Source organism: Rhodanobacter hydrolyticus, from assembly GCF_044904645.1.
Genome location: NZ_JADIKK010000008.1, coordinates 3,834,804 through 3,852,020, shown reverse-complemented (window position 1 = coordinate 3,852,020; position 17,217 = coordinate 3,834,804). Strand labels below are relative to the sequence as shown.

At 62.6% G+C, this 17,217-nt stretch carries 17 protein-coding genes; 14 read left to right on the top strand and 3 right to left on the bottom strand.

The window, feature by feature from the left end; genetic code table 11:
- Position 1: 1 nt before the first annotated feature.
- The 5 genes from ISP25_RS19820 (at position 2) to ISP25_RS19800 (ending at position 5,651) form a co-directional block, all read left to right on the top strand.
- On the top strand, positions 2-472 hold the full coding sequence (locus ISP25_RS19820; protein WP_192156286.1) for an Lrp/AsnC family transcriptional regulator: 471 nt from the start codon (positions 2-4) through the stop codon (positions 470-472).
- A gap of 582 nt (positions 473-1,054) precedes the next feature.
- On the top strand, positions 1,055-1,861 hold the full coding sequence (locus tag ISP25_RS19815; protein ID WP_404616120.1) for a hypothetical protein: 807 nt from the start codon (positions 1,055-1,057) through the stop codon (positions 1,859-1,861).
- Positions 1,862-1,915: 54 nt separating this feature from the next.
- Entirely contained in the window at positions 1,916-2,602 is a 687-nt protein-coding gene (locus ISP25_RS19810; protein ID WP_404616119.1) for a hypothetical protein, read from the top strand.
- A gap of 243 nt (positions 2,603-2,845) precedes the next feature.
- Positions 2,846-3,718, top strand: a complete 873-nt coding sequence (locus tag ISP25_RS19805; protein WP_404616118.1) for a hypothetical protein — start codon at positions 2,846-2,848, stop codon at positions 3,716-3,718.
- Positions 3,719-3,842: 124 nt separating this feature from the next.
- Entirely contained in the window at positions 3,843-5,651 is a 1,809-nt protein-coding gene (locus ISP25_RS19800; protein WP_404616117.1) for an amidase, read from the top strand.
- A 70-nt stretch (positions 5,652-5,721) separates the two neighbouring features.
- Here the strand turns inward: ISP25_RS19800 and ISP25_RS19795 are convergent, their stop codons facing one another.
- The gene (locus ISP25_RS19795; RefSeq protein WP_192156301.1) at positions 5,722-6,066 is read right to left on the bottom strand and encodes a hypothetical protein; all 345 of its coding nucleotides are present in this window, start codon (positions 6,064-6,066) and stop codon (positions 5,722-5,724) included.
- Between the two features lie 396 nt (positions 6,067-6,462).
- Here ISP25_RS19795 and ISP25_RS19790 point away from each other — a divergent pair, with 396 nt between their 5' ends.
- From ISP25_RS19790 to ISP25_RS19770, 5 genes are all read left to right on the top strand, one after another.
- The gene (locus tag ISP25_RS19790) at positions 6,463-7,107 is read left to right on the top strand and encodes a glutathione S-transferase family protein (RefSeq protein WP_404616116.1); all 645 of its coding nucleotides are present in this window, start codon (positions 6,463-6,465) and stop codon (positions 7,105-7,107) included.
- Between the two features lie 100 nt (positions 7,108-7,207).
- Positions 7,208-8,053, top strand: coding sequence for an MBL fold metallo-hydrolase (locus ISP25_RS19785; protein ID WP_404616115.1), 846 nt, complete (start codon positions 7,208-7,210; stop codon positions 8,051-8,053).
- A 967-nt stretch (positions 8,054-9,020) separates the two neighbouring features.
- Entirely contained in the window at positions 9,021-9,719 is a 699-nt protein-coding gene (locus ISP25_RS19780) for an energy transducer TonB family protein (protein WP_404616114.1), read from the top strand.
- A 223-nt stretch (positions 9,720-9,942) separates the two neighbouring features.
- Entirely contained in the window at positions 9,943-10,431 is a 489-nt protein-coding gene (locus tag ISP25_RS19775) for a hypothetical protein (protein ID WP_404616113.1), read from the top strand.
- Between the two features lie 502 nt (positions 10,432-10,933).
- On the top strand, positions 10,934-12,373 hold the full coding sequence (locus tag ISP25_RS19770; RefSeq protein WP_404616112.1) for a tetratricopeptide repeat protein: 1,440 nt from the start codon (positions 10,934-10,936) through the stop codon (positions 12,371-12,373).
- Positions 12,374-12,426: 53 nt separating this feature from the next.
- Here the strand turns inward: ISP25_RS19770 and ISP25_RS19765 are convergent, their stop codons facing one another.
- Complete coding sequence (locus tag ISP25_RS19765; RefSeq protein ID WP_404616111.1) at positions 12,427-12,933, bottom strand: DinB family protein; 507 nt, start codon at positions 12,931-12,933, stop codon at positions 12,427-12,429.
- A 336-nt stretch (positions 12,934-13,269) separates the two neighbouring features.
- Between ISP25_RS19765 and ISP25_RS19760 the strand changes: the two genes are divergently transcribed.
- The 3 genes from ISP25_RS19760 to ISP25_RS19750 all read left to right on the top strand — a co-directional run bounded on the left by ISP25_RS19760 (position 13,270) and on the right by ISP25_RS19750 (position 14,309).
- Complete coding sequence (locus tag ISP25_RS19760) at positions 13,270-13,749, top strand: hypothetical protein (RefSeq protein ID WP_404616110.1); 480 nt, start codon at positions 13,270-13,272, stop codon at positions 13,747-13,749.
- Between the two features lie 95 nt (positions 13,750-13,844).
- Positions 13,845-14,042, top strand: coding sequence for a hypothetical protein (locus ISP25_RS19755; protein WP_404616109.1), 198 nt, complete (start codon positions 13,845-13,847; stop codon positions 14,040-14,042).
- A 24-nt stretch (positions 14,043-14,066) separates the two neighbouring features.
- On the top strand, positions 14,067-14,309 hold the full coding sequence (locus ISP25_RS19750) for a hypothetical protein (protein ID WP_404616108.1): 243 nt from the start codon (positions 14,067-14,069) through the stop codon (positions 14,307-14,309).
- A 56-nt stretch (positions 14,310-14,365) separates the two neighbouring features.
- Here the strand turns inward: ISP25_RS19750 and ISP25_RS19745 are convergent, their stop codons facing one another.
- Positions 14,366-15,511, bottom strand: a complete 1,146-nt coding sequence (locus ISP25_RS19745; protein ID WP_404616107.1) for an alpha/beta fold hydrolase — start codon at positions 15,509-15,511, stop codon at positions 14,366-14,368.
- A 398-nt stretch (positions 15,512-15,909) separates the two neighbouring features.
- Between ISP25_RS19745 and ISP25_RS19740 the strand changes: the two genes are divergently transcribed.
- Positions 15,910-17,154: a DUF418 domain-containing protein gene (locus tag ISP25_RS19740; RefSeq protein WP_404616106.1), complete on the top strand. Its 1,245-nt coding sequence runs from the start codon at positions 15,910-15,912 to the stop codon at positions 17,152-17,154.
- The last annotated feature ends 63 nt before the right edge of the window (positions 17,155-17,217 follow it).

Below are 17,217 nucleotides of genomic sequence, written 5' to 3'. Positions count from 1 at the left end.
CATGGCCGCCGCGACTGACCTCGACCGAACAGATTTCGCCATCCTGCACCTTTTGGCGAAGGACGCCTGGCTATCCAACAAGCAGATCGCGGCATCGGTAGGTCTGGCAGCGTCAAGCTGCCATGAGCGGATCAAATCCCTCAGGGCGCGCGGAGTCTTGCTGGGCGCTCACGCCGAGGTAAATCTCGAGGCGATCGGGCTCGCATTGGAGGCCGTGCTGTTCGTGCAGCTCGGCAAACTGGAAATCGGCGTGGTCGACGACTTCGTCAGTACCACCGCCACCCTTCCAGAGGTGCGCAGCGTATTCCTGGTGTCGGGTCGCTCCGATCTGATTGTCGCCGTTGCCGTACGCGACATGCAGCATTTGAAAGCGATCATCTCCGAGCATTTCAATCGTCACGACGTCGTGCTGCGCGTGGAAACATCCGTCGTGTTCGACAGCCGGCAACAACACGCCATACCGGCGCCGTAGCGTGCAACAGGCGCCAGGACGATTTGAATCGAGATCGTTCCCAAGTTGGCCGCGCCGTCTTCGGCCCCACCTATCTGGCTAGCGGAACTCTCCCGGTGAATCGGAAGCTGATGATGCGTGAAGCTGCACGTCGCGACGCGAACGCTGCGAACGTGGTTCGTGCTGCATCACCGCCGGTCGTGCGCAACGGATTCGTGGGAGTACCCCGGTACGCAGCGACCGCTCGGCCGGCCGTTCCAGGAAGGCACGTCGAGCCGTGCCGGCCAAGCATGGAAGGCTAAGAAGCGGCAGCCGATGAGCGTCCGGCGGTGTCCTGATTCGTGCGGTTTGATCCGATCGGCGCAATCAAAAGTGTGTCGGACAACGGGGTCGCTTTTTGTGGCGCTGCCAATGGCGCTGGCGCGATGGGCCATGACGCAATCCGACATTCAGCCGGGAAAGATTTGATTCCCGCCGGCCCCGATCCGAAGCGTATGCTGTTGTGGCTCCGTCTATTCCGGAGTTGCCGGGGGAACGCCAATACCGTACCGAATCGCGGCTGCTAGCCACGCAGCCGCGAGCCATCGACTGGAAGATGACCACATGAACACGACGCTGCAACACAGTCGTCTATTGTTCGCCGCCGCCATGATCGCCTTGGGTGTGACGGGCCTCGTCAACGGTGACTTCGCCCTTGCGTGGCAACAGGTTCCCATCCATCACCCGCCGACGCGCACCGCCGTCGCCTATGCCTGCGCCTTTGTCGAACTGGCGCTAGGCATCGGTCTCCTGCTGAAACGCACGCTGCCGCCAACCTGCAGAGCGCTGTTTCCATACATGATGCTGTGGCTGGCGCTGCTGGAAATTCCCGGCGTGGTGCAGGCGCCGCAGGAAGTCGGCAATTGGGGCAGTTTCGGCGAGATCGCCATCATCACGGCAGGTGCGTGGTGCCTGTTCGTCGAGCAGGCCGGCGTCGGCAACGCGCGGCGTCTTGGATTCGCTGTCGGGCCCCGTGGCCTTCGCGCGGCGCGCTGGCTGCTTGTCGTCGCATTGCCCATGATCGGCGTCGAGGTCATCGTGGATGCGGTGAAATTCGGCGACCACGTCATGCAACCCTGGCTGCAATGGTTGCCCTGGCCCATGGCCTGGGCCTGCCTGACCGGTGTCGGCAGCATCGCGACCTGCCTGGCTTTGCTGTTCGGTGTCTGGCCGCGGCTCGCGGCGACGGCGGAAGCCGCCATGCTGGGCATCATTACCGTCACCTATTGGGGGCCCGATCTTTACACCGGTCGTACGGCAACCACCGCCCTCATCATTTCCTTCCTGATCACCGCCGGCGTCTGGCTGGTCGCCGACACCTATCGCAGCATCCCGTGGCTCGCAAACGGGCGGGCTATCTGGAATAACTGACTTCGTCACACCGGCCGGTCCGGCATCGACATGGGGGGAGACATGGCTATGCACATGGAAGGAAGCATCGACGCGACCGCGAAGATGCAACCAGACGTGTTGGAATCACCCAGGCTCACGTTTGCTGCATTGAACGCAAAGATCGACGCACTGCCCCAATTTCCTGAAGCTCCGACGATACTGCCGCTGAAAGCTAGGTGGGGATTCGCAGCTGCCATTGCGGGTGCGCTGCTTGGCCTCTTCAGCGTCAAGCTGCTTCCGAGTAACGCAATCTACACGGTCATCCTCGGCTCTATCGGCGTAGCCGTAGAGATCGTGGGCGTCGTTATCGCCCTCCTCTCCGATATGCCCAAGAAGTGGCCGGCATTCGCCAACGTACGACGCGAGTTCGCAGCACAACTGGATTTCGATTTACCCAGTCATCTGGAGCTTGTCGGCTGGCTACGCACCTTCCCGCTTGACCAACGCGAAGAGCTGAGCGAGTTCGTCGTCTACCGGCACGCGCGCATGAAAGAGAAACTTCCCATGCTCACCGGCAGCATCGAGAAGCTTGGCGCCCTGCCCGTCGTCATCGCGCTCTACCTGCAGTTCAAGGACATGCAATGGCCACCTCATCCCAACTGGCTGGAGATCGTCCTGATCTTTGCGCTGGTTTTTGGCTACTGTCTGAGCGTGCTGCAGATCAACGTCAGGCTACGGTTGCAGCTTTATGAGATGTTGCTCGGCAAGGCGCTGGCGTAGGAGGCCTGGCGAAATTCCAGGCACCCGGGCAAAGCAAAAAAGTATCGGGGAAACTTAATTGTCGGAACGTTCGAAACACGGAAGCCGGGCTACGCCTAGCAGCGTCCCTTCCCGGCCTTGCCGCGACCATCTATACAGACTCATTGGCAGCTTCATCCCAAGCCCGCAACCATCGTCAGGGTATCCCTGATACCTTCTCCCCTCTTTGACAACCGAATTCCAAACAACGCGAGGATTCCATACATGCCACGTTTCCATTTTCTCCGCAGCACCGCCATGGGAGTGAGCCTCGGCGTGGCCGCTGCCTGCATGGCGCTGCCCGCCTTTGCCGCCACGCCGGTCACGGTGACCTTCGAGGCAAACAGTGTCTGGGCGCAGGAAATCGGTCATCTCGACCATGCCGACGGCTCGCAGGACTACACGGTAGCGGTCGCGGCAGGCAAGACCTTGCAGGTCAACCTCATCAGCAGCAATGCGAACGTGTATTTCAAGGTGAACGACCAGGGCCACGACCAACAAGTGCTCGACTCCCATAAAACGGGCGTCTCCACCTGGTCGACTCCAAACGCGACGGCCACCACGTACACGATCCAGGTCTACATGGACCCTGCCGCGGTAGATCGCGACGAAACCGCGAAATACGCCTTGCAGATCGGGCAATACGGTGCCGAAGACCTGCGTCCCCCGACGACCGCCGTGACGTTCCAGCCCAACAAGCCCTGGGCGGAAGAAGACGGCAGCCTGGCTTCTGGCGCTACCGCACACGACTTCACCGTTTCCATCGCGGCAGGCATGACGGTCGCCGTCAATCTCGTCTCGAGCAATCCCCAGGTGCATTTCAAGGTGGAGGACCAGACCCACCAAAAGCTGGCCGACACCAGCACGACCGCGACGAATACCTGGTCCGACTCAGTGGCGAAGACGACGGCGACGACCTACATGATTGAGGTGTATGCCGATCCGGCGGCGATGCCGGCTGGACAACGGGCGCCGTTCGCCCTGCAGGTCGGGCAATTCGAGGCTGGGGGCGCGCAGCCCACGCAACCCGCAGGTGCGACCACCACGTCGTCGCCGGCCGCGACGACGTCGGCATCGACGCCTCCGGCCGCGACATAAAGGATCAAGACGGTCCAGAGCCTCTTCCGGCGGCGAAGTAAGAGGCTCCGACATCTTTTCCAAGCTGCATCCTCGCCGGATTCGACTGCAACGCGCTTCCGCTGGTGGCGCATCGGGGAGAACCATGAAAACTCGTCGCGATTTCCTCACCCAGGCACCGCTGGGCCTGCTGGGTGCCATGGTGGCTGGCGGCGCGTTGGCGCAGACCGGCGAGAACCCCGCTCCGGGCACGCCACCGCCCGGCTCGCCCGGCGCCTTCAACACCGCGCCGCCGGCGGGGCCGAAGCTCACCACGGCTACCTTCGTCGAGGCGGAAAAGCTGGCGCAGGTGAGCATGACCGAAGCGCAGCGCGCGATGGCCGTGGCCAACTGGCCCACCTCCATGGCCGCGCTGCTGGAGCGCCGCACCGGCCCGCGCAAGGTGGCGCTGGAAGAAGGGCTGGCCCCCGCCACTACCTGGTTCCCTGCGATGGGCCGTGCGCATGTCGGACCTGCGCACGACCGCTTCGCGCCGTCCACCGTGGCGGCCTCGGCGCTGCCGGCGGAGGACGAGGACATCGCCTTCGCCTCCGTCGCCCAGCTTGGCGCGTGGATCCACGCACGCAAGCTCACTTCCACCCGGCTGACCAAGATCTATCTCGCACGCCTGAAGCACTTCGACCCGCAACTGCGCTGCGTCATCACCCTGTGCGAGGACCACGCGCTGGCGCAGGCCGCGCAGGCGGACAAGGAGATCGCCGCCGGCCATTACCGCGGCCCGCTGCACGGCATCCCGTGGGGTGCGAAGGACCTGCTCGACACCGCCGGCATCGCCACCACCTACGGCGCCGAGCCGTTCCGCCACCGCATGCCGAAAGACGACGGCGCGGTCACCCGCAAGCTCAACGAGGCAGGCGCAGTGCTGGTGGCCAAACTCAGCCTGGGCGCACTGGCGCTCAACGACATCTGGTTCGGCGGCCAGACCATGAACCCGTGGCTGCTCAAGGAAGGCGCCTCCGGCTCCAGCGCCGGCCCTGCCTCGGCCACAGCGGCCGGCCTGGTGGCGTTCGCCATCGGCAGCGAAACCCAGGGCAGCATCATCAGCCCATGCATGCGCTGCGGCACCACCGGCCTGCGCCCCACCTACGGCCGCGTGCCGCGCACCGGCGCCATGACGCTGTGCTGGACGATGGACAAGCTTGGCCCCATCGCCCGCTCGGTGGAAGACACCCTGCTGGTGCTCAACGCCATCCGCGGCACCGACCCAGGCGACAGCGCCAGCGTGCCAGCGCACCTGGACTACGACGCGGCCACCCCGATCAAGGGCCTCAAGGTCGGTTACTTCCCTGGCTGGATGAAGGAAGCGCCGGCCACCGACCTGGACCGCGCCGCACTCGATCAACTGCGCGCGCTTGGCCTGGTGCCCACCGAAGTGTCCCTGCCCGACTGGCCCTACGACGACCTCAACGTGCTGCTGTTCGCCGAGGCCGCCGCCGCCTTCGAAGAACTCACGCTCTCCGGCGCCGCCGACCAGATGCGCGTGCAGACCCCGGACGGCTGGCCCAACCTGTTCCGCGAATCGCGCTTCCTCTCCGCCGTAGACTTCGTGCAAGCCGACCGCCTGCGCCGCAAAGTGGCGAAGGAGATGGAACGCGTGATGGGCGAAGTGGACCTGCTACTGGTGCCTTCGCTGCGCGACGAGATGATGGTGATCTCCAACATGACCGGCCAGCCCTCGCTCACCCTGTGCACCGGCTTCGTCGAAGTGGACCAGGTGCGCAGCGACTGGGCGCCCGACCCGAGCCACCCGCTGCCGAAGCTGGCCAAGCCGCACCGCGTGCCCTACGGCATCACCCTGATCGGCCGGCTGTTCGAGGAAGGCACGCTGGGCCGCGTCGGCCGTGCGCTGGAGGCGAAGGTGGCTGTGGCCGGGGAGCGGCCGCCTGGATTCTGATCGGCGACGTCTGATTCGACCGTTCGGGTTGAGCGCTGAGACTCCCGGTAAACCCGATGGTGACGAATCGTTACGCCGCCGCTTCGCCGGACGAGGCGGAGCCCTTCAGCTGCCACAACGTCGCATAGTTCATGATGGGGCGCTCGAACGTCGCCCCCTTTGCGATGAAGGGTTTCCCCAGATCAAGCATCGGCTGGAACGTGTCCAGCTGCTTGGCGGCTTCGAGGCTGGTCCAAAGGCTGACATTCGTCAACGAAGATGTCGCCTCATCCGCCCCGAAATAGAAGGACAGCAATCCGTCCATGGCCTCTATGCCGGGACGCAGGACGGAATCGGCCTCCGCCGCCATTTGCCGGAGCTCGGCGAAGTGCTCCGGAGCACACCGCAGAATCGACACGCGCACCACTGGCTTCATACACCGCATCCTTGTTGTCGTTCGGCTCGCCCCACACGGGGAGGCGGCAATCTAACAATGGGCAAATTCGCTCACAAGTGCGTTCCAGCGCCGATCCGTTTCCAGGGCCGAGCACCTGTAACGGTCGACGGATGACATTCATGGCCCACCGATCGGCGTAACCACTGGTGTGCCGCCAACGCCCCCAATTCGGAAGCAACAAACGCACCTGACCCCGTTTTGGAATTCACGTGCTCCCGCCCCTCCCCGAAGGTGACCCGCTGACTTTCGAGCTAGAGCCGTCGGCCCTTGGGCGTTCGACGACGCGACCGCGAGTAGCCAATGTCGATTTCTGGAGACCCCGTTCGTCATCCTGTCGTAGGGCCGACAAGGCCGAACTCAGGAGGATGACGAACGATGATTACGGTCTTTGGCGAGGGAAGAGGCTTCCGGGTCGTCTGGCTGCTGGAAGAGATGGGACTCGCGCACCGGCTGCGACCGGTGGATCTTCTGGCCGGCGTTGAGAACGACCCGGAGTTCCTGGCCATCAACCCCGCCGGCTTCATCCCGGCGATCCGGGACGGCGACGTCACCATGGTCGAGTCCATCGCGATCATGGAGTACCTGATGGCCCGCTACGGGCCCACGCCGCTGGCACCCGCCCCGCACGATCCGGCGTTCCCTGCTTACCAGCAGTTCCTCCACCTTGGCGAAGCCGGCCTCGCGGCCTCCGTCTACTTCGTCGTCGGCGCGCGCAGTTTCGCGCCGGAGTCCGAGCGGGAGAACTGGAGCGCCGGTCAGGCGCTGGACGTTTTCCAAACACGACTGGGTCTGGTGACGCGGCAGCTGGCGCGCACGCCCTACCTCGCCGGTGACAGGTTCACGGCCGCCGACATCTCGGTGACGTACGCGCTGGAGTTGGCGCAACATGGCGCAGGCATCGCCCTCGGCGAAACAGAGAAAGCCTATCTCGCCCGCACCAGCGCACGCGCAGGCTACCAGCGCGCCATGGAGACCTGCGAGTCCCGGAAGGCGTGGTTCGCCAGAACGCCGGTTCAATAACCCCAGTTTCTTCAGCTCTGACACTCCCCGCCGTGAGTGCCCAGCCAAGAAATAAACCTGACTCCATTTTGGAGTTGACCCTTGCGATGAGGCGAACGCAATGCTGAGCTGGCAAGTCGGTCGAGTGAAGATCACCCGCGTTGTCGAGATGGATTTGCCGGTGCCGATTGCCTGCCTGCGACAGGCCACGACGGCTGAGCTGCGCAAGTCGCCATGGCTGTATCCGCACTTCGTCAGCGAGGACGACAGCACGCTGAAGCTCAGCATCCATGCGCTGCTGGTCGAAGCGCCAGGGTTGAAGCTGGTCGTCGACACCTGCATCGGCAACGACCGGCCACGCGAGATCACCGGCGACCAACCCTTGTCGACGCCGTTTCTGGAGCAGCTGGGCGAAGTCGGCTGGTCGCGCGAGGGTGTCGACGCCGTGGTATGCACGCATCTGCATGTCGACCATGTCGGCTGGAACACCATGCTCGAAAACGGTCAGTGGGTGCCGACCTTCCCGAAGGCGCGCTACCTCATCGGCCGGCAGGAATACGACTTCTGGCGCCACCATGACGACGCCGAGCAACAGGCGATGCTCGGCGACAGCATCCAACCGGTCTTCGATGCCGGGCTCATGCAATTGGTGGAGCTGGACCACGTGATATCGCCGGAAGTCCGGCTCACGCCTTCCATCGGCCACACACCGGGACACGTCAGCGTGCTGATCGAATCCGAGGGCGCGCGCGCGGTGATCACCGGCGACATGACCCACCACCCTTGCCAACTGGCGCACCCCGACTGGGTATTCGGTGACGACGACCCGGAAGCCGCCGTGCTCACCCGTTCGCGCCTCTTTGCCGAATGGGCCGACCAGCCCCTGCTGGTCATCGGCACCCACTTTGCCGCACCAACTGCTGGCCACGTTGTTCGCGATGGCGCAGCGTTCCGGTTCGTGGTGTGAGGGCGATGACGGCCGCTCCCGTGGCCGTGGCGTCCATCGAAAACGGGGGCATTGGGAAGCAACCGGTGTATCCGCAAGCAGAGCGCACCAGACAAGTGAATTTGGCCGGTCATCGCTACTTCGTTTGAAGCCGCAGGCGTGCGCCCACCATTGCGGCCTGGACCACCAACTCTGGCCGCGTGCATCGCGTTCGCCGGGAATGTCGGCAAACCAATCCCAGAACGCGTCATCGTAATTCAGGTAGAACAGCCGGATGGACGCCACCCTTGGATTCCGGTGCTTGACGACGACGCACATCCATCGCGTACGGGTCAGATAGCACGCAGCGATATCCTTGCGCAGCATGCGTACCGTCCTGGAGAACGTCTGGGTGACGATAAGCGACGTAACGGTCAGCTCGACCTTTTTCATGACGACGACCGACCTTAGGCAGGCCGTCACGCAACCGATCAGGATCAAGAGGATCAATGCGTATGCCAGACGGTCACTGGTCTGGTGCACAGGAAGCACCACCTGGGTGATGACGTGGAGGATGTAAAGAAAGGCCATCGCCAGGCCCAATCGCCACAGGCGAAAAGAAACTGGGGTGCGATAGCTCCGCGGATACGCGCCAGGAGTGAGTGCGCCTCGATCCTCACTCGGAAGCAGATCCTGTTTCATGCGACGAGCCGCCGCCCTGATTGAGCTGGGCCCATTATGAACCGGCCCGGCTTGGCGTTGCCGCAGGCGATTGGGTTTGAGTCACGCTGTCATGGGCGGCGAACTCTTTGGTGATAGCTATCGCTTCGGCCCTGGCAGGCGTGCAGCCACCGATCGACGAGAGCAAGCGCAATGGTTGTGAGGCCTCCTCGTCGACCTGATCGAGGGGTGCCTCATATGGCTACCCAGAAGCCACCAAAGCAGCATCCTGATAGGTTAGCCTCACTCGTTGTCGCGCTGTTATCCAACAAAGAAAGGGGACGCTGTGATGCGCAAGGGATGGATCGTTTTGGCGCTTTTGGCTGGCTTGGCGGGATGTGTTCCGCCGTCACGGCATCGGGCCATGCTTGATGGTGCGCCATGGCCGCTGGACGCCGATGGAAACATCGTTACCGGGGAAACCGTATTGCTGATACTCGTCGATTATCACGGAGTCGCGGTAGAAGCCTGCATCGAGAAAAGCAGCGGCAACGATGCGTTGGATGCTTCCGCGCTAAGGCGTACGACTACGTCACAGTACAACCCGGAGATAAAGAATGGATTTTTTGCCTCCGCCTATGCTCGAGTTCCCGTGAATTTCGTACCAGAAGGAACCCCATCAGTGGCATTGCCGCCTGTGCCGCCCCACAGGGAGTGCCAGCCACAGCCGGTACCCGGCGTTTCCCCTGCGGAGCTGGCGCTGGTGTCAGGCAAGCAGTTCACGATTTCACCCACGCAAGCAAGGGAGGTACCGGGAGTCGACCAGCCGTGGCCTACAGACGCGAATGGTAGGCCGGTCACTGTTGACGCCTGGGAGAAAGTCTTGGTGGATACGTCAGGGCGCATTGTTGCAATCGATAGCCTCAAGCCCAGCAAATACCCGGCTTTCAGCGCGAATGCGGCGCAGACGGTAGCCAAGATGACCTTCGCATCCAGCGACGTGCAGCATTGGGACGTGGTGTCGTTCCATTTCCGCGGAGGCGAATGAGCTGCAAACCACTTCAGAGAGGGCGTCGAGAGATGGTTCTCTGCATCCATCTCCGCGCCCTTGGCCTGCCCCGCTTCGCGATGACCGATAGCACCGATCGTCAATGACCAACGCGCGGAAACTAGCCGGTACGCCTCCAGATATCTCAGGGATCAGCCGGAAACGCCGCTTGGCCAAAGCGCACCGACTCTCTTAATGTAGCGTCGATATCAGGGGGTACTTCATGAAACTGACGCCGATAGCTGGGATGCTTTGTGCGACCGTGCTTCTGACATCCTGCGTGCCGCAATATGCATCGCCGCCCGCAAGCAGCGACACCGCCCAGCTGCTGATGATTGGAAAGCCGGAGTACACACTCGCCACCCACGTCTATCGTGATGTGGAGACCTGCGCGGGCCGGCAATGGGTTTCCGGCGGGGTGGCCGGCCCGCCGAAGTGGATCAACGTGAAGGGCGGCCAACCCATCACCATTTCCGTCGACGTCGGAAATAGCTGGGGCACCTGCCCGGCCATCGGCACCTTCATTCCGGAGCGCGGCAAACGCTACGTTGCGCACGCGGTAACGGAAGACGGCATCCAGCGTTGCTACCTTGCCGTAGACGAAGTGCTCGCCTCCGGTTCGACGGGACAGCCCGTCCCTGTGACACAGCGCAGATTTCGCACTGGACTGGCCGAGAGTTCGAGTTGGTGCAAGCCCGATTCGCAGCGTTAGTCGGGATCGTTGCAGGCAGCAACACACGAACTGGGCCAGGTTCGCTTTGATCTTCGCAAATCAAATGGGATGGCCGCTGCATGCCAGCTTGGCAAGCAACCAATGCATGCACGCCAAATGGCGCGAATCGTGATCGCACAGCAGGTGAACCAGGCCACCGAAAGTGATCTCGCCGTATTGCGCCAACTCACCGGAGAGCAAATTGCGTTCGTCCTGCACCAGGCCGAGAGCGGCACCACTGTGGCGGAAGTACCTAGCCCTGTACCCATTTTGAGCGTACGTTCCTGTCAAGTCGTCGCGCTATGCTCCACCTTTGGGATGGCCGTTAGGCCAACAACAAAGGGGGAGAGACATGACGTCACGGATGCGTTGGTTGCTGGCGGCTGGCTTGGTCGCGATCGGCGGTGCACTAGGATGGTCTGTGTACTTGGCGCGTTTGACGCCGACAGTGGTAGTAGCACCCCCGCTGCGGTTGATCAGGACGCAACCGATACTACCGGCCTTGACTACGGTGCAGGCCTTCACTACGGCGCAGTTCGAGCACTTCCTCAGTGACGCGCGTCGGGCAGACGGGATCGACGACCCTTTGCAGCGTTGCCTGGCCTATCCGGAGCCGCCCGGAGTGCAATGGTCGAAGACCGTGACGACGGCGTACTGCCATTACATGCTGGACCCCGTCGTCACGGCAGCGGCAGCACGCGAGCTGATCGAGAACGGCCATGCAGCCGAGCTGGAACGCCGTTTGGCCGAGGCCAAGCAGGCTCAGCTTACCCGGCCGGATGCGCAGAGCATGTTGGATCGCACCTATAACATCGTCTTTGCCGAAGGCTCCGACGATACACGCGCTTTGATGGACGCCTGGAAAAGGCAGTCGCCCGACAGCCCCTACGCACTAGCGGCCAGCGGTGCGGCTTATGTGGCAATGGCACAACATCAGCGCGGTAGCGAATATGTCTCGAAAACATCCAGTGACGCGTTCGATGCGATGCATCACCTGCTGCAATTGGGGCGTACTGATCTCGATCGGGCCGCAGTGCTGGACCCGCAGCTGACGCCGACCTACAACGCCATGATCTTTGCGGCCGCGCTGGAGGGTGATGACGCCTACGCACTGAGCGCGGCCAAGCGCGGGCTGGCCGCGGACCCGGCCAGCTATCCCATCTATGCGCGGCTGGTATGGATGAGTCAGCCGAAATGGGGCGGTAACGTAGCCCGGATGCAACGCATCATCGATGATGCCCAACGACACGCTGGACAGAATCCGCTATTGCGGCTGTTGCTCTCTGAGCGCACGGGTGGCGAGGCGTATGTGGAAGACTGCGCCTGTGATCCCGCCGCCGAGGAGGACCTTTACCGTCACCTCTTTGCCGAGGCCGCTCCTGTGCGCATGCTGATGAGCGCCGGTTGGGCAGCGCGTAACCGCAACAACCTGGCACTGTCCGTGGTTTACCGTTCGGAGTTGCTGCGCTTCAATCCCAGCAGCCAGGATCATCGCGAGAGTCGTGCGTTCGACCTGATCCAGCTAGGTCAACCGCGCTGGGGGTTGGCCGAAGGCAACGCCCTGATCAAACAGGCGCCACAAGACGAAACCGCTTACGACGTGCGCGGCCAGGCTTACCGCGCACTGGGGGATGCCACCCACGCTGCGGACGACTTCGAACAGGCTCTGCGGCTGAATCCTTCCGACACGTGGACGCTCTCCGCCCTTGGCGACATCTATGTCAACGTAACCCATGATTGGGATAAAGGCTGGATCGTCGCGAACCGCCTGATGCAATTGACACCCGATGATCCGCGCGGTTGGTTCCTGCGTGCCAATATCCAGAAGCAACAGCCACGCGACGGCCTGGACCAGACTGTCCGTGAATTTGTCGCGCGATTCGGCAGTGATCCGCAGAAGCAAATGTGGGTGTTGCAGATGCAGGCGATAGCACGGCGATGACCCGCCCCCTGAACTGACGCGATGGTCGGAGCCATCGGCTTGACCTTCGCAAATCAAATGGGACGGCCGCTGCATGCCAGCTTGGCAAGCAACCAATGCATGCACGCCAAATGGCGCGAATCGTGATCGCACAGCAGGTGAACCAGGCCAGCGAGAGTGATCTCGCCGTATTGCGCCAAGTCCGCCTTGCGCTGAAGTTGCAGGTCGTCCAGCGCCTTGATCGTGGCCACCGTCGCCTTGCGGGCGGCCACGAAATCCGCGATGGCCTCGAGCGGATGGATTTCCGAGTAGCGGCGCTTTGCAGCGAGTTCGTTGCCGAAGACACGCTCGAACCTGGGGTGACTCTCGTCGCGTGTTCGCTGTATGCGAACGTGATAGACCAAGGTGTCGAAGTCGAGCATGTGGCAAGCATGTTCGCGAAAGGAAAATTCCTCCCCTGGGCAGGCCTCCCACGAAGCCGGTTTCCAGTCCCAGTAGGACGCCGGCATCGTGCGATAGAGCCGGTCGAGTCGTGCCGGAACGCTTTCCAGCGAATGCACCGTGTCAGACAAGACGTCCACGCATCCCCCTGCCTTGGCCAATCAAGTACGAAGTGAGGAGTAGCTATATTAGGGCAGCCCAATGAGGTCAGGTTCACTTCCCGGCCAATCGGAGTTCAGAGCAAGGAACCCGACGCTACACGGTCTCGTTTGACTTCAGCATTCCAACGGAAGGAGAGAAGCATGGCAAAGCGCACGAGTGGTGGCTTCGAGCTATTCGCATCGATGCCCTGGCCTGTTCCGCTGGTGCTTGGCGTCATCGCCTTCGTGGGCGTCCGATACGGCATCGGCTAGATACTGTTTCAGTACCGTTTCATTTTATCGACGAGCAACAAGGACCAAAGCCAGAGGGGCGCCATGAATCTTTTGCGGTTATTACTGCTGCTCGCCGCAGTCGGATTTGCGTATCACATGTGGGGCCCGCGACGGCCTTTGAGCCCGTTTGAGCAAATAGAGCAGGCTCAAGCCCGGATTGACGCTCCAGTTCAAGCCGACGCTGACGCACAGGGCTTTATTCCAACTGACGTGCCGACCGGGGTGGAGCACGGTGTCGTGCTCGTCCTGGCCGCACTCAACTGCCCCAAAGATGCCTCCCAACGCGGTGATGACATGGTGGAACGGCTCCGTGGCATGGGTATTCCCGCCAAGCGCGACGATCACCTCCCCGTCCCTACGGCGATTCGCATGGATCAGTTGGACTCGTTCAAGCGCGCGAACCTGGTTATGAGCCGCGGAGCACCTTCGGTTTTCATCAACGGCATGGGCAAGTCCAATCCCACGCTCCATGAGGTCGTGGCGGAGTACAAGCAAACGCAGGGATCAGCGGACTCAGATTGACCTGATTAGCTCATCAACCCGCTTTGAGGGTACACGCCGAGAACAAAGCAAATGGGTCAGAACACTTTTCTAGACGGCGGGTGCTGAGGATAAAAATGCACTCTGACCCCGGTTTCTCGCCCCCAGCTTCTCCTGAACTGAGCCAGTGCCTCGGCGAGCCCGACCCGCACGCCAGCGCCAAGCTCAACGCGGTGAACGTGGCCCTGATGTCGAAGCCTGCGTACTGGCACACCGTGCTGTCGATGCTCCAGAACAACCCCGCGGTGTTCAAGCCGCCGGTGTCAATGCAGTAGACGCACGGCGCGGCGCCCCTGATCGTGCTGTCCGCCGCCAACACCTATGCCGATGCGCTGCCGCGCGACCGCCAAGGGCTGGAAGCAGCGCGCGCCCACACGCAGGCGCAGATCGTCGCCACCTCCCCCCGCGGCACGCTGGTGCACGTGGCGGATACCTCGCATGACATCCAGGTCGATCAGCCGGGGGCGGTGGTCAAGGTGGTCATGCAAGCACTGAGAATGGCTGAAGGTGCAGCAAAGGGGGACGGACCTCGTTCTTCCTGACCCCGTTCTTCAGTCAGCAACAGGAGCCGACCGGCCGGCCTTGGCCAAGCGCAGGCCTACGGTAATTGCGCCCCGAACTGGGTCATGGCACTCACCACCTCGGCAGGGTTCGACAGGAAGATGAAGTGGCGGCCGTAGGGTATTCGCACGACCGTTGCCAACGGCCGCTGACGCTGGAGCGTGGCGATCTCCTCCTCCTGCATGCGGGTGTGCAGCTCTTCGGCCGCCTGGCGTTTCGCCTTATCGCTGCCGACAGGGAGATCCGACGCGCGCGGGACGGGGACAATGGTGAGTATGGGCACGTCGGGTGCGTGGAAGCGCTCTTCGCCTTCAAGGATGGCGTTGTAGACGAACGCCGGCGCTTTCTGCTCCCCGACGCCACCCGTGATGGCGGCCGCAAACGTCTGGCGTATCTCGTCTTCGGGTATGACTCCGCCGAGTTGCGCGGAAACGAAGCAGCGAAACGCCGGGAAGCTGGCCAGATCCGCGGGCGTTGGGTCGGAAGGCGCGGCGCCGGTCGTGCTTGCGTCATCGGCGGCGATCCCCGCGAGCTCGGCTCGAAGGCTGCGTTGCAGCACGGAGACTTCGTCCAACAGTGCAGTCATCTGTGACTTGTCCGAAGGGCCGTCGTGCATGCGCGATATCTGCGCAGCCAGGTGACCGAGGTCCGGAAGATAAGCCCCGCGACCCGGATCATAGATCGCATAACCGTGTGCGGCATCGAGGTAGATCAAGCCTGCGATCTTGCTTTGATAGCGGGTTCCTATCGCGCTCAACTCCTCGCCGGCGATCGAATGGCCGGCAAGGATGGGCCGGCGGATGTCGAGCGCCTTGACGACGGCCATGACGTCGTCGGCCAACCGATCCGCGCCATAGCCGCTCTTGGGGATCGACGAAGCGCCGAAGCCCCGTCCGGTAATGCCGTAGACGTGAAAATGGCGCGCCAATGCCGGAGCGATCGAATCAAACACATGCGCCGTGTTGCCCAGGCCCGGCAAGAGCACGAGAGGTCGCCCGGTCCCGCCCCAATCGAGTACTTCCAGCCGCACGCCATCCGTCACTGAAACAAATTGTCGGTGGTGGCCGGCACTTTCCGCCTGGAAGGTCGAAGCGGCCGCCGAGCAAGCTGTGGCCCCTGAAGCCGTATGCATGAAGGCCATGCCCAGGATGACCGCTGCACACGCCCTGCTGATGGTTGGCATCTTGCACTCCTTGACTACTCGTGTAGTCACGCTAACCCATGGCTACACGTGTAGTCAAACTGCCCAAAGTTACGCAAGCGCCCCAGTTGGTGAATCGTCGGAAATTTGCAGCTCGCGGGGAACAACCACGGAGTATTCCGGCGCGAATAAACGTCTACCTCGCAGCGAATGCACCGTTCGGTCGACCGTCGCCCGTCACCCTGCCGGCAGTATGATCAGCCGCCTGCTTCCGCCGATCGGCTCAAACCAACTCAAGCGTGGCGGCCGAAGCGGGTTGCCGCCGGCACTGGTCAGCGACGAGGGTTCGTGTGGGCGACCTCATGTATGACCGCCCATCCGCGCAGGGCACTTATGCGGCATGCAAAAGCAACAATGAGAACCTTGCCCAAGGATCATTCATGACACGTGGAAGAGCGGATGCGTTGCCTTCCTCCATCGATGCAGCGGCACAACCCGTCGCGGACAAGAACCGCATCCGCTCCATCGACATACTTCGTGGCATCGCCTTGTTCGGCGTGCTCGTAGTCAACCTGGTCGATGAGTTCCGGGTATCACTGTTCCAGCAGTTCCTGCCCTATCAACCATCGCCGCTTCCGCTTGAAGGTGCCATTGCACGCTTCATCTCCATGTTCCTCGAGATGAAGGCATTCGCACTCTTTTCCATTCTGTTCGGCGTCGGCCTGGCGATCCAGTTCGAGCGTCTGGCTCGTCGCGGTCCGCGGCGGCGTCTGCTCATCCGTCGCCTGCTGATATTGCTGGCCATCGGCCTGGCGCACCTGCTGCTGCTCTGGAACGGCGACATCCTCACCGAGTACGCGTTGGCGGGATTCGTGGTGCTGCCGTTTTTGTGGGTTCCGGCGAGAGCCGCCGCGCTCGCCGCCGCCGGACTGCTGACTTTTTATGCGGCCATGCCAGCCCTTTCGCTACCGATCGCCTGGCCTTCCGTGGCGTGGCTGCAGCATCACGTCGTTGCGGCAAACCACGTCTATGCGACGGGCACATACGGAAGGATCGTGTGCTTCAGCTGGGCCGAGCTGCCCTACATCCTGTCGCTGCACGTATACGTGTTTCCGCGCACCTTGGGGCTTTTCCTGCTCGGCATGGTGGCGTGGCGTACCGGTGTGCTGCGCGATCCGCAACGACACCGGCGATTGTTGTCGGCGGTGGCGGGCTTCGGGCTGATACTTGGCACGTTGATGGGCATGCCGGATGTGCTGCGAACAGTGGCGCCCTGGCTCACGTCCGCCGCGGCAAGCGCCTGTCTCGCAAACGCAGCCAACATCTTCATGGGCCTGGGATACACTGCGGCGGTCATCGTACTCGTTGAGTTCACCCGCGCTTCGCGCGTGCTCAGGGTCTTTGCGCCGCTTGGCCGCATGGCCTTCACCAACTACCTGATGCAGTCCGTGATCTTTACCTGGGTATTTTTTGGCTATGGGCTGGGGTATTTCGGGCGAATGGGGCTGGTCGAAGCACTCGTCCTTGGCGTGGTCGTCTACATGTGCCAAATCGGCCTCAGCGCCGTCTGGCTCCGCCGATACCGATTCGGACCCGTCGAGTGGTTATGGCGCACCTGCATGTATGGAGCACGCCAGCCGATGACTCCATCCAGCACCGCGCGCCAGGTGAGCCTTCTCCGCTAGCTGGTAGACGCTTTGCCGGCATCCAGCCCGCGCAGCCCACTTTCGCGTCCGACAGGCAAACCT

Bases quoted from the DNA above. Each gene is read 5' to 3' on its own strand.
- ISP25_RS19820 (WP_192156286.1), top strand. From the start codon at position 2: ATGGCCGCCGCGACTGACCTCGACCGAACAGATTTCGCCATCCTGCAC.
- ISP25_RS19815 (WP_404616120.1), top strand. From the start codon at position 1,055: ATGAACACGACGCTGCAACACAGTCGTCTATTGTTCGCCGCCGCCATG.
- ISP25_RS19810 (WP_404616119.1), top strand. From the start codon at position 1,916: ATGGAAGGAAGCATCGACGCGACCGCGAAGATGCAACCAGACGTGTTG.
- ISP25_RS19805 (WP_404616118.1), top strand. From the start codon at position 2,846: ATGCCACGTTTCCATTTTCTCCGCAGCACCGCCATGGGAGTGAGCCTC.
- ISP25_RS19800 (WP_404616117.1), top strand. From the start codon at position 3,843: ATGAAAACTCGTCGCGATTTCCTCACCCAGGCACCGCTGGGCCTGCTG.
- ISP25_RS19795 (WP_192156301.1), bottom strand. From the start codon at position 6,066: ATGAAGCCAGTGGTGCGCGTGTCGATTCTGCGGTGTGCTCCGGAGCAC.
- ISP25_RS19790 (WP_404616116.1), top strand. From the start codon at position 6,463: ATGATTACGGTCTTTGGCGAGGGAAGAGGCTTCCGGGTCGTCTGGCTG.
- ISP25_RS19785 (WP_404616115.1), top strand. From the start codon at position 7,208: ATGCTGAGCTGGCAAGTCGGTCGAGTGAAGATCACCCGCGTTGTCGAG.
- ISP25_RS19780 (WP_404616114.1), top strand. From the start codon at position 9,021: ATGCGCAAGGGATGGATCGTTTTGGCGCTTTTGGCTGGCTTGGCGGGA.
- ISP25_RS19775 (WP_404616113.1), top strand. From the start codon at position 9,943: ATGAAACTGACGCCGATAGCTGGGATGCTTTGTGCGACCGTGCTTCTG.
- ISP25_RS19760 (WP_404616110.1), top strand. From the start codon at position 13,270: ATGAATCTTTTGCGGTTATTACTGCTGCTCGCCGCAGTCGGATTTGCG.
- ISP25_RS19755 (WP_404616109.1), top strand. From the start codon at position 13,845: ATGCACTCTGACCCCGGTTTCTCGCCCCCAGCTTCTCCTGAACTGAGC.
- ISP25_RS19745 (WP_404616107.1), bottom strand. From the start codon at position 15,511: ATGCCAACCATCAGCAGGGCGTGTGCAGCGGTCATCCTGGGCATGGCC.
- ISP25_RS19740 (WP_404616106.1), top strand. From the start codon at position 15,910: ATGACACGTGGAAGAGCGGATGCGTTGCCTTCCTCCATCGATGCAGCG.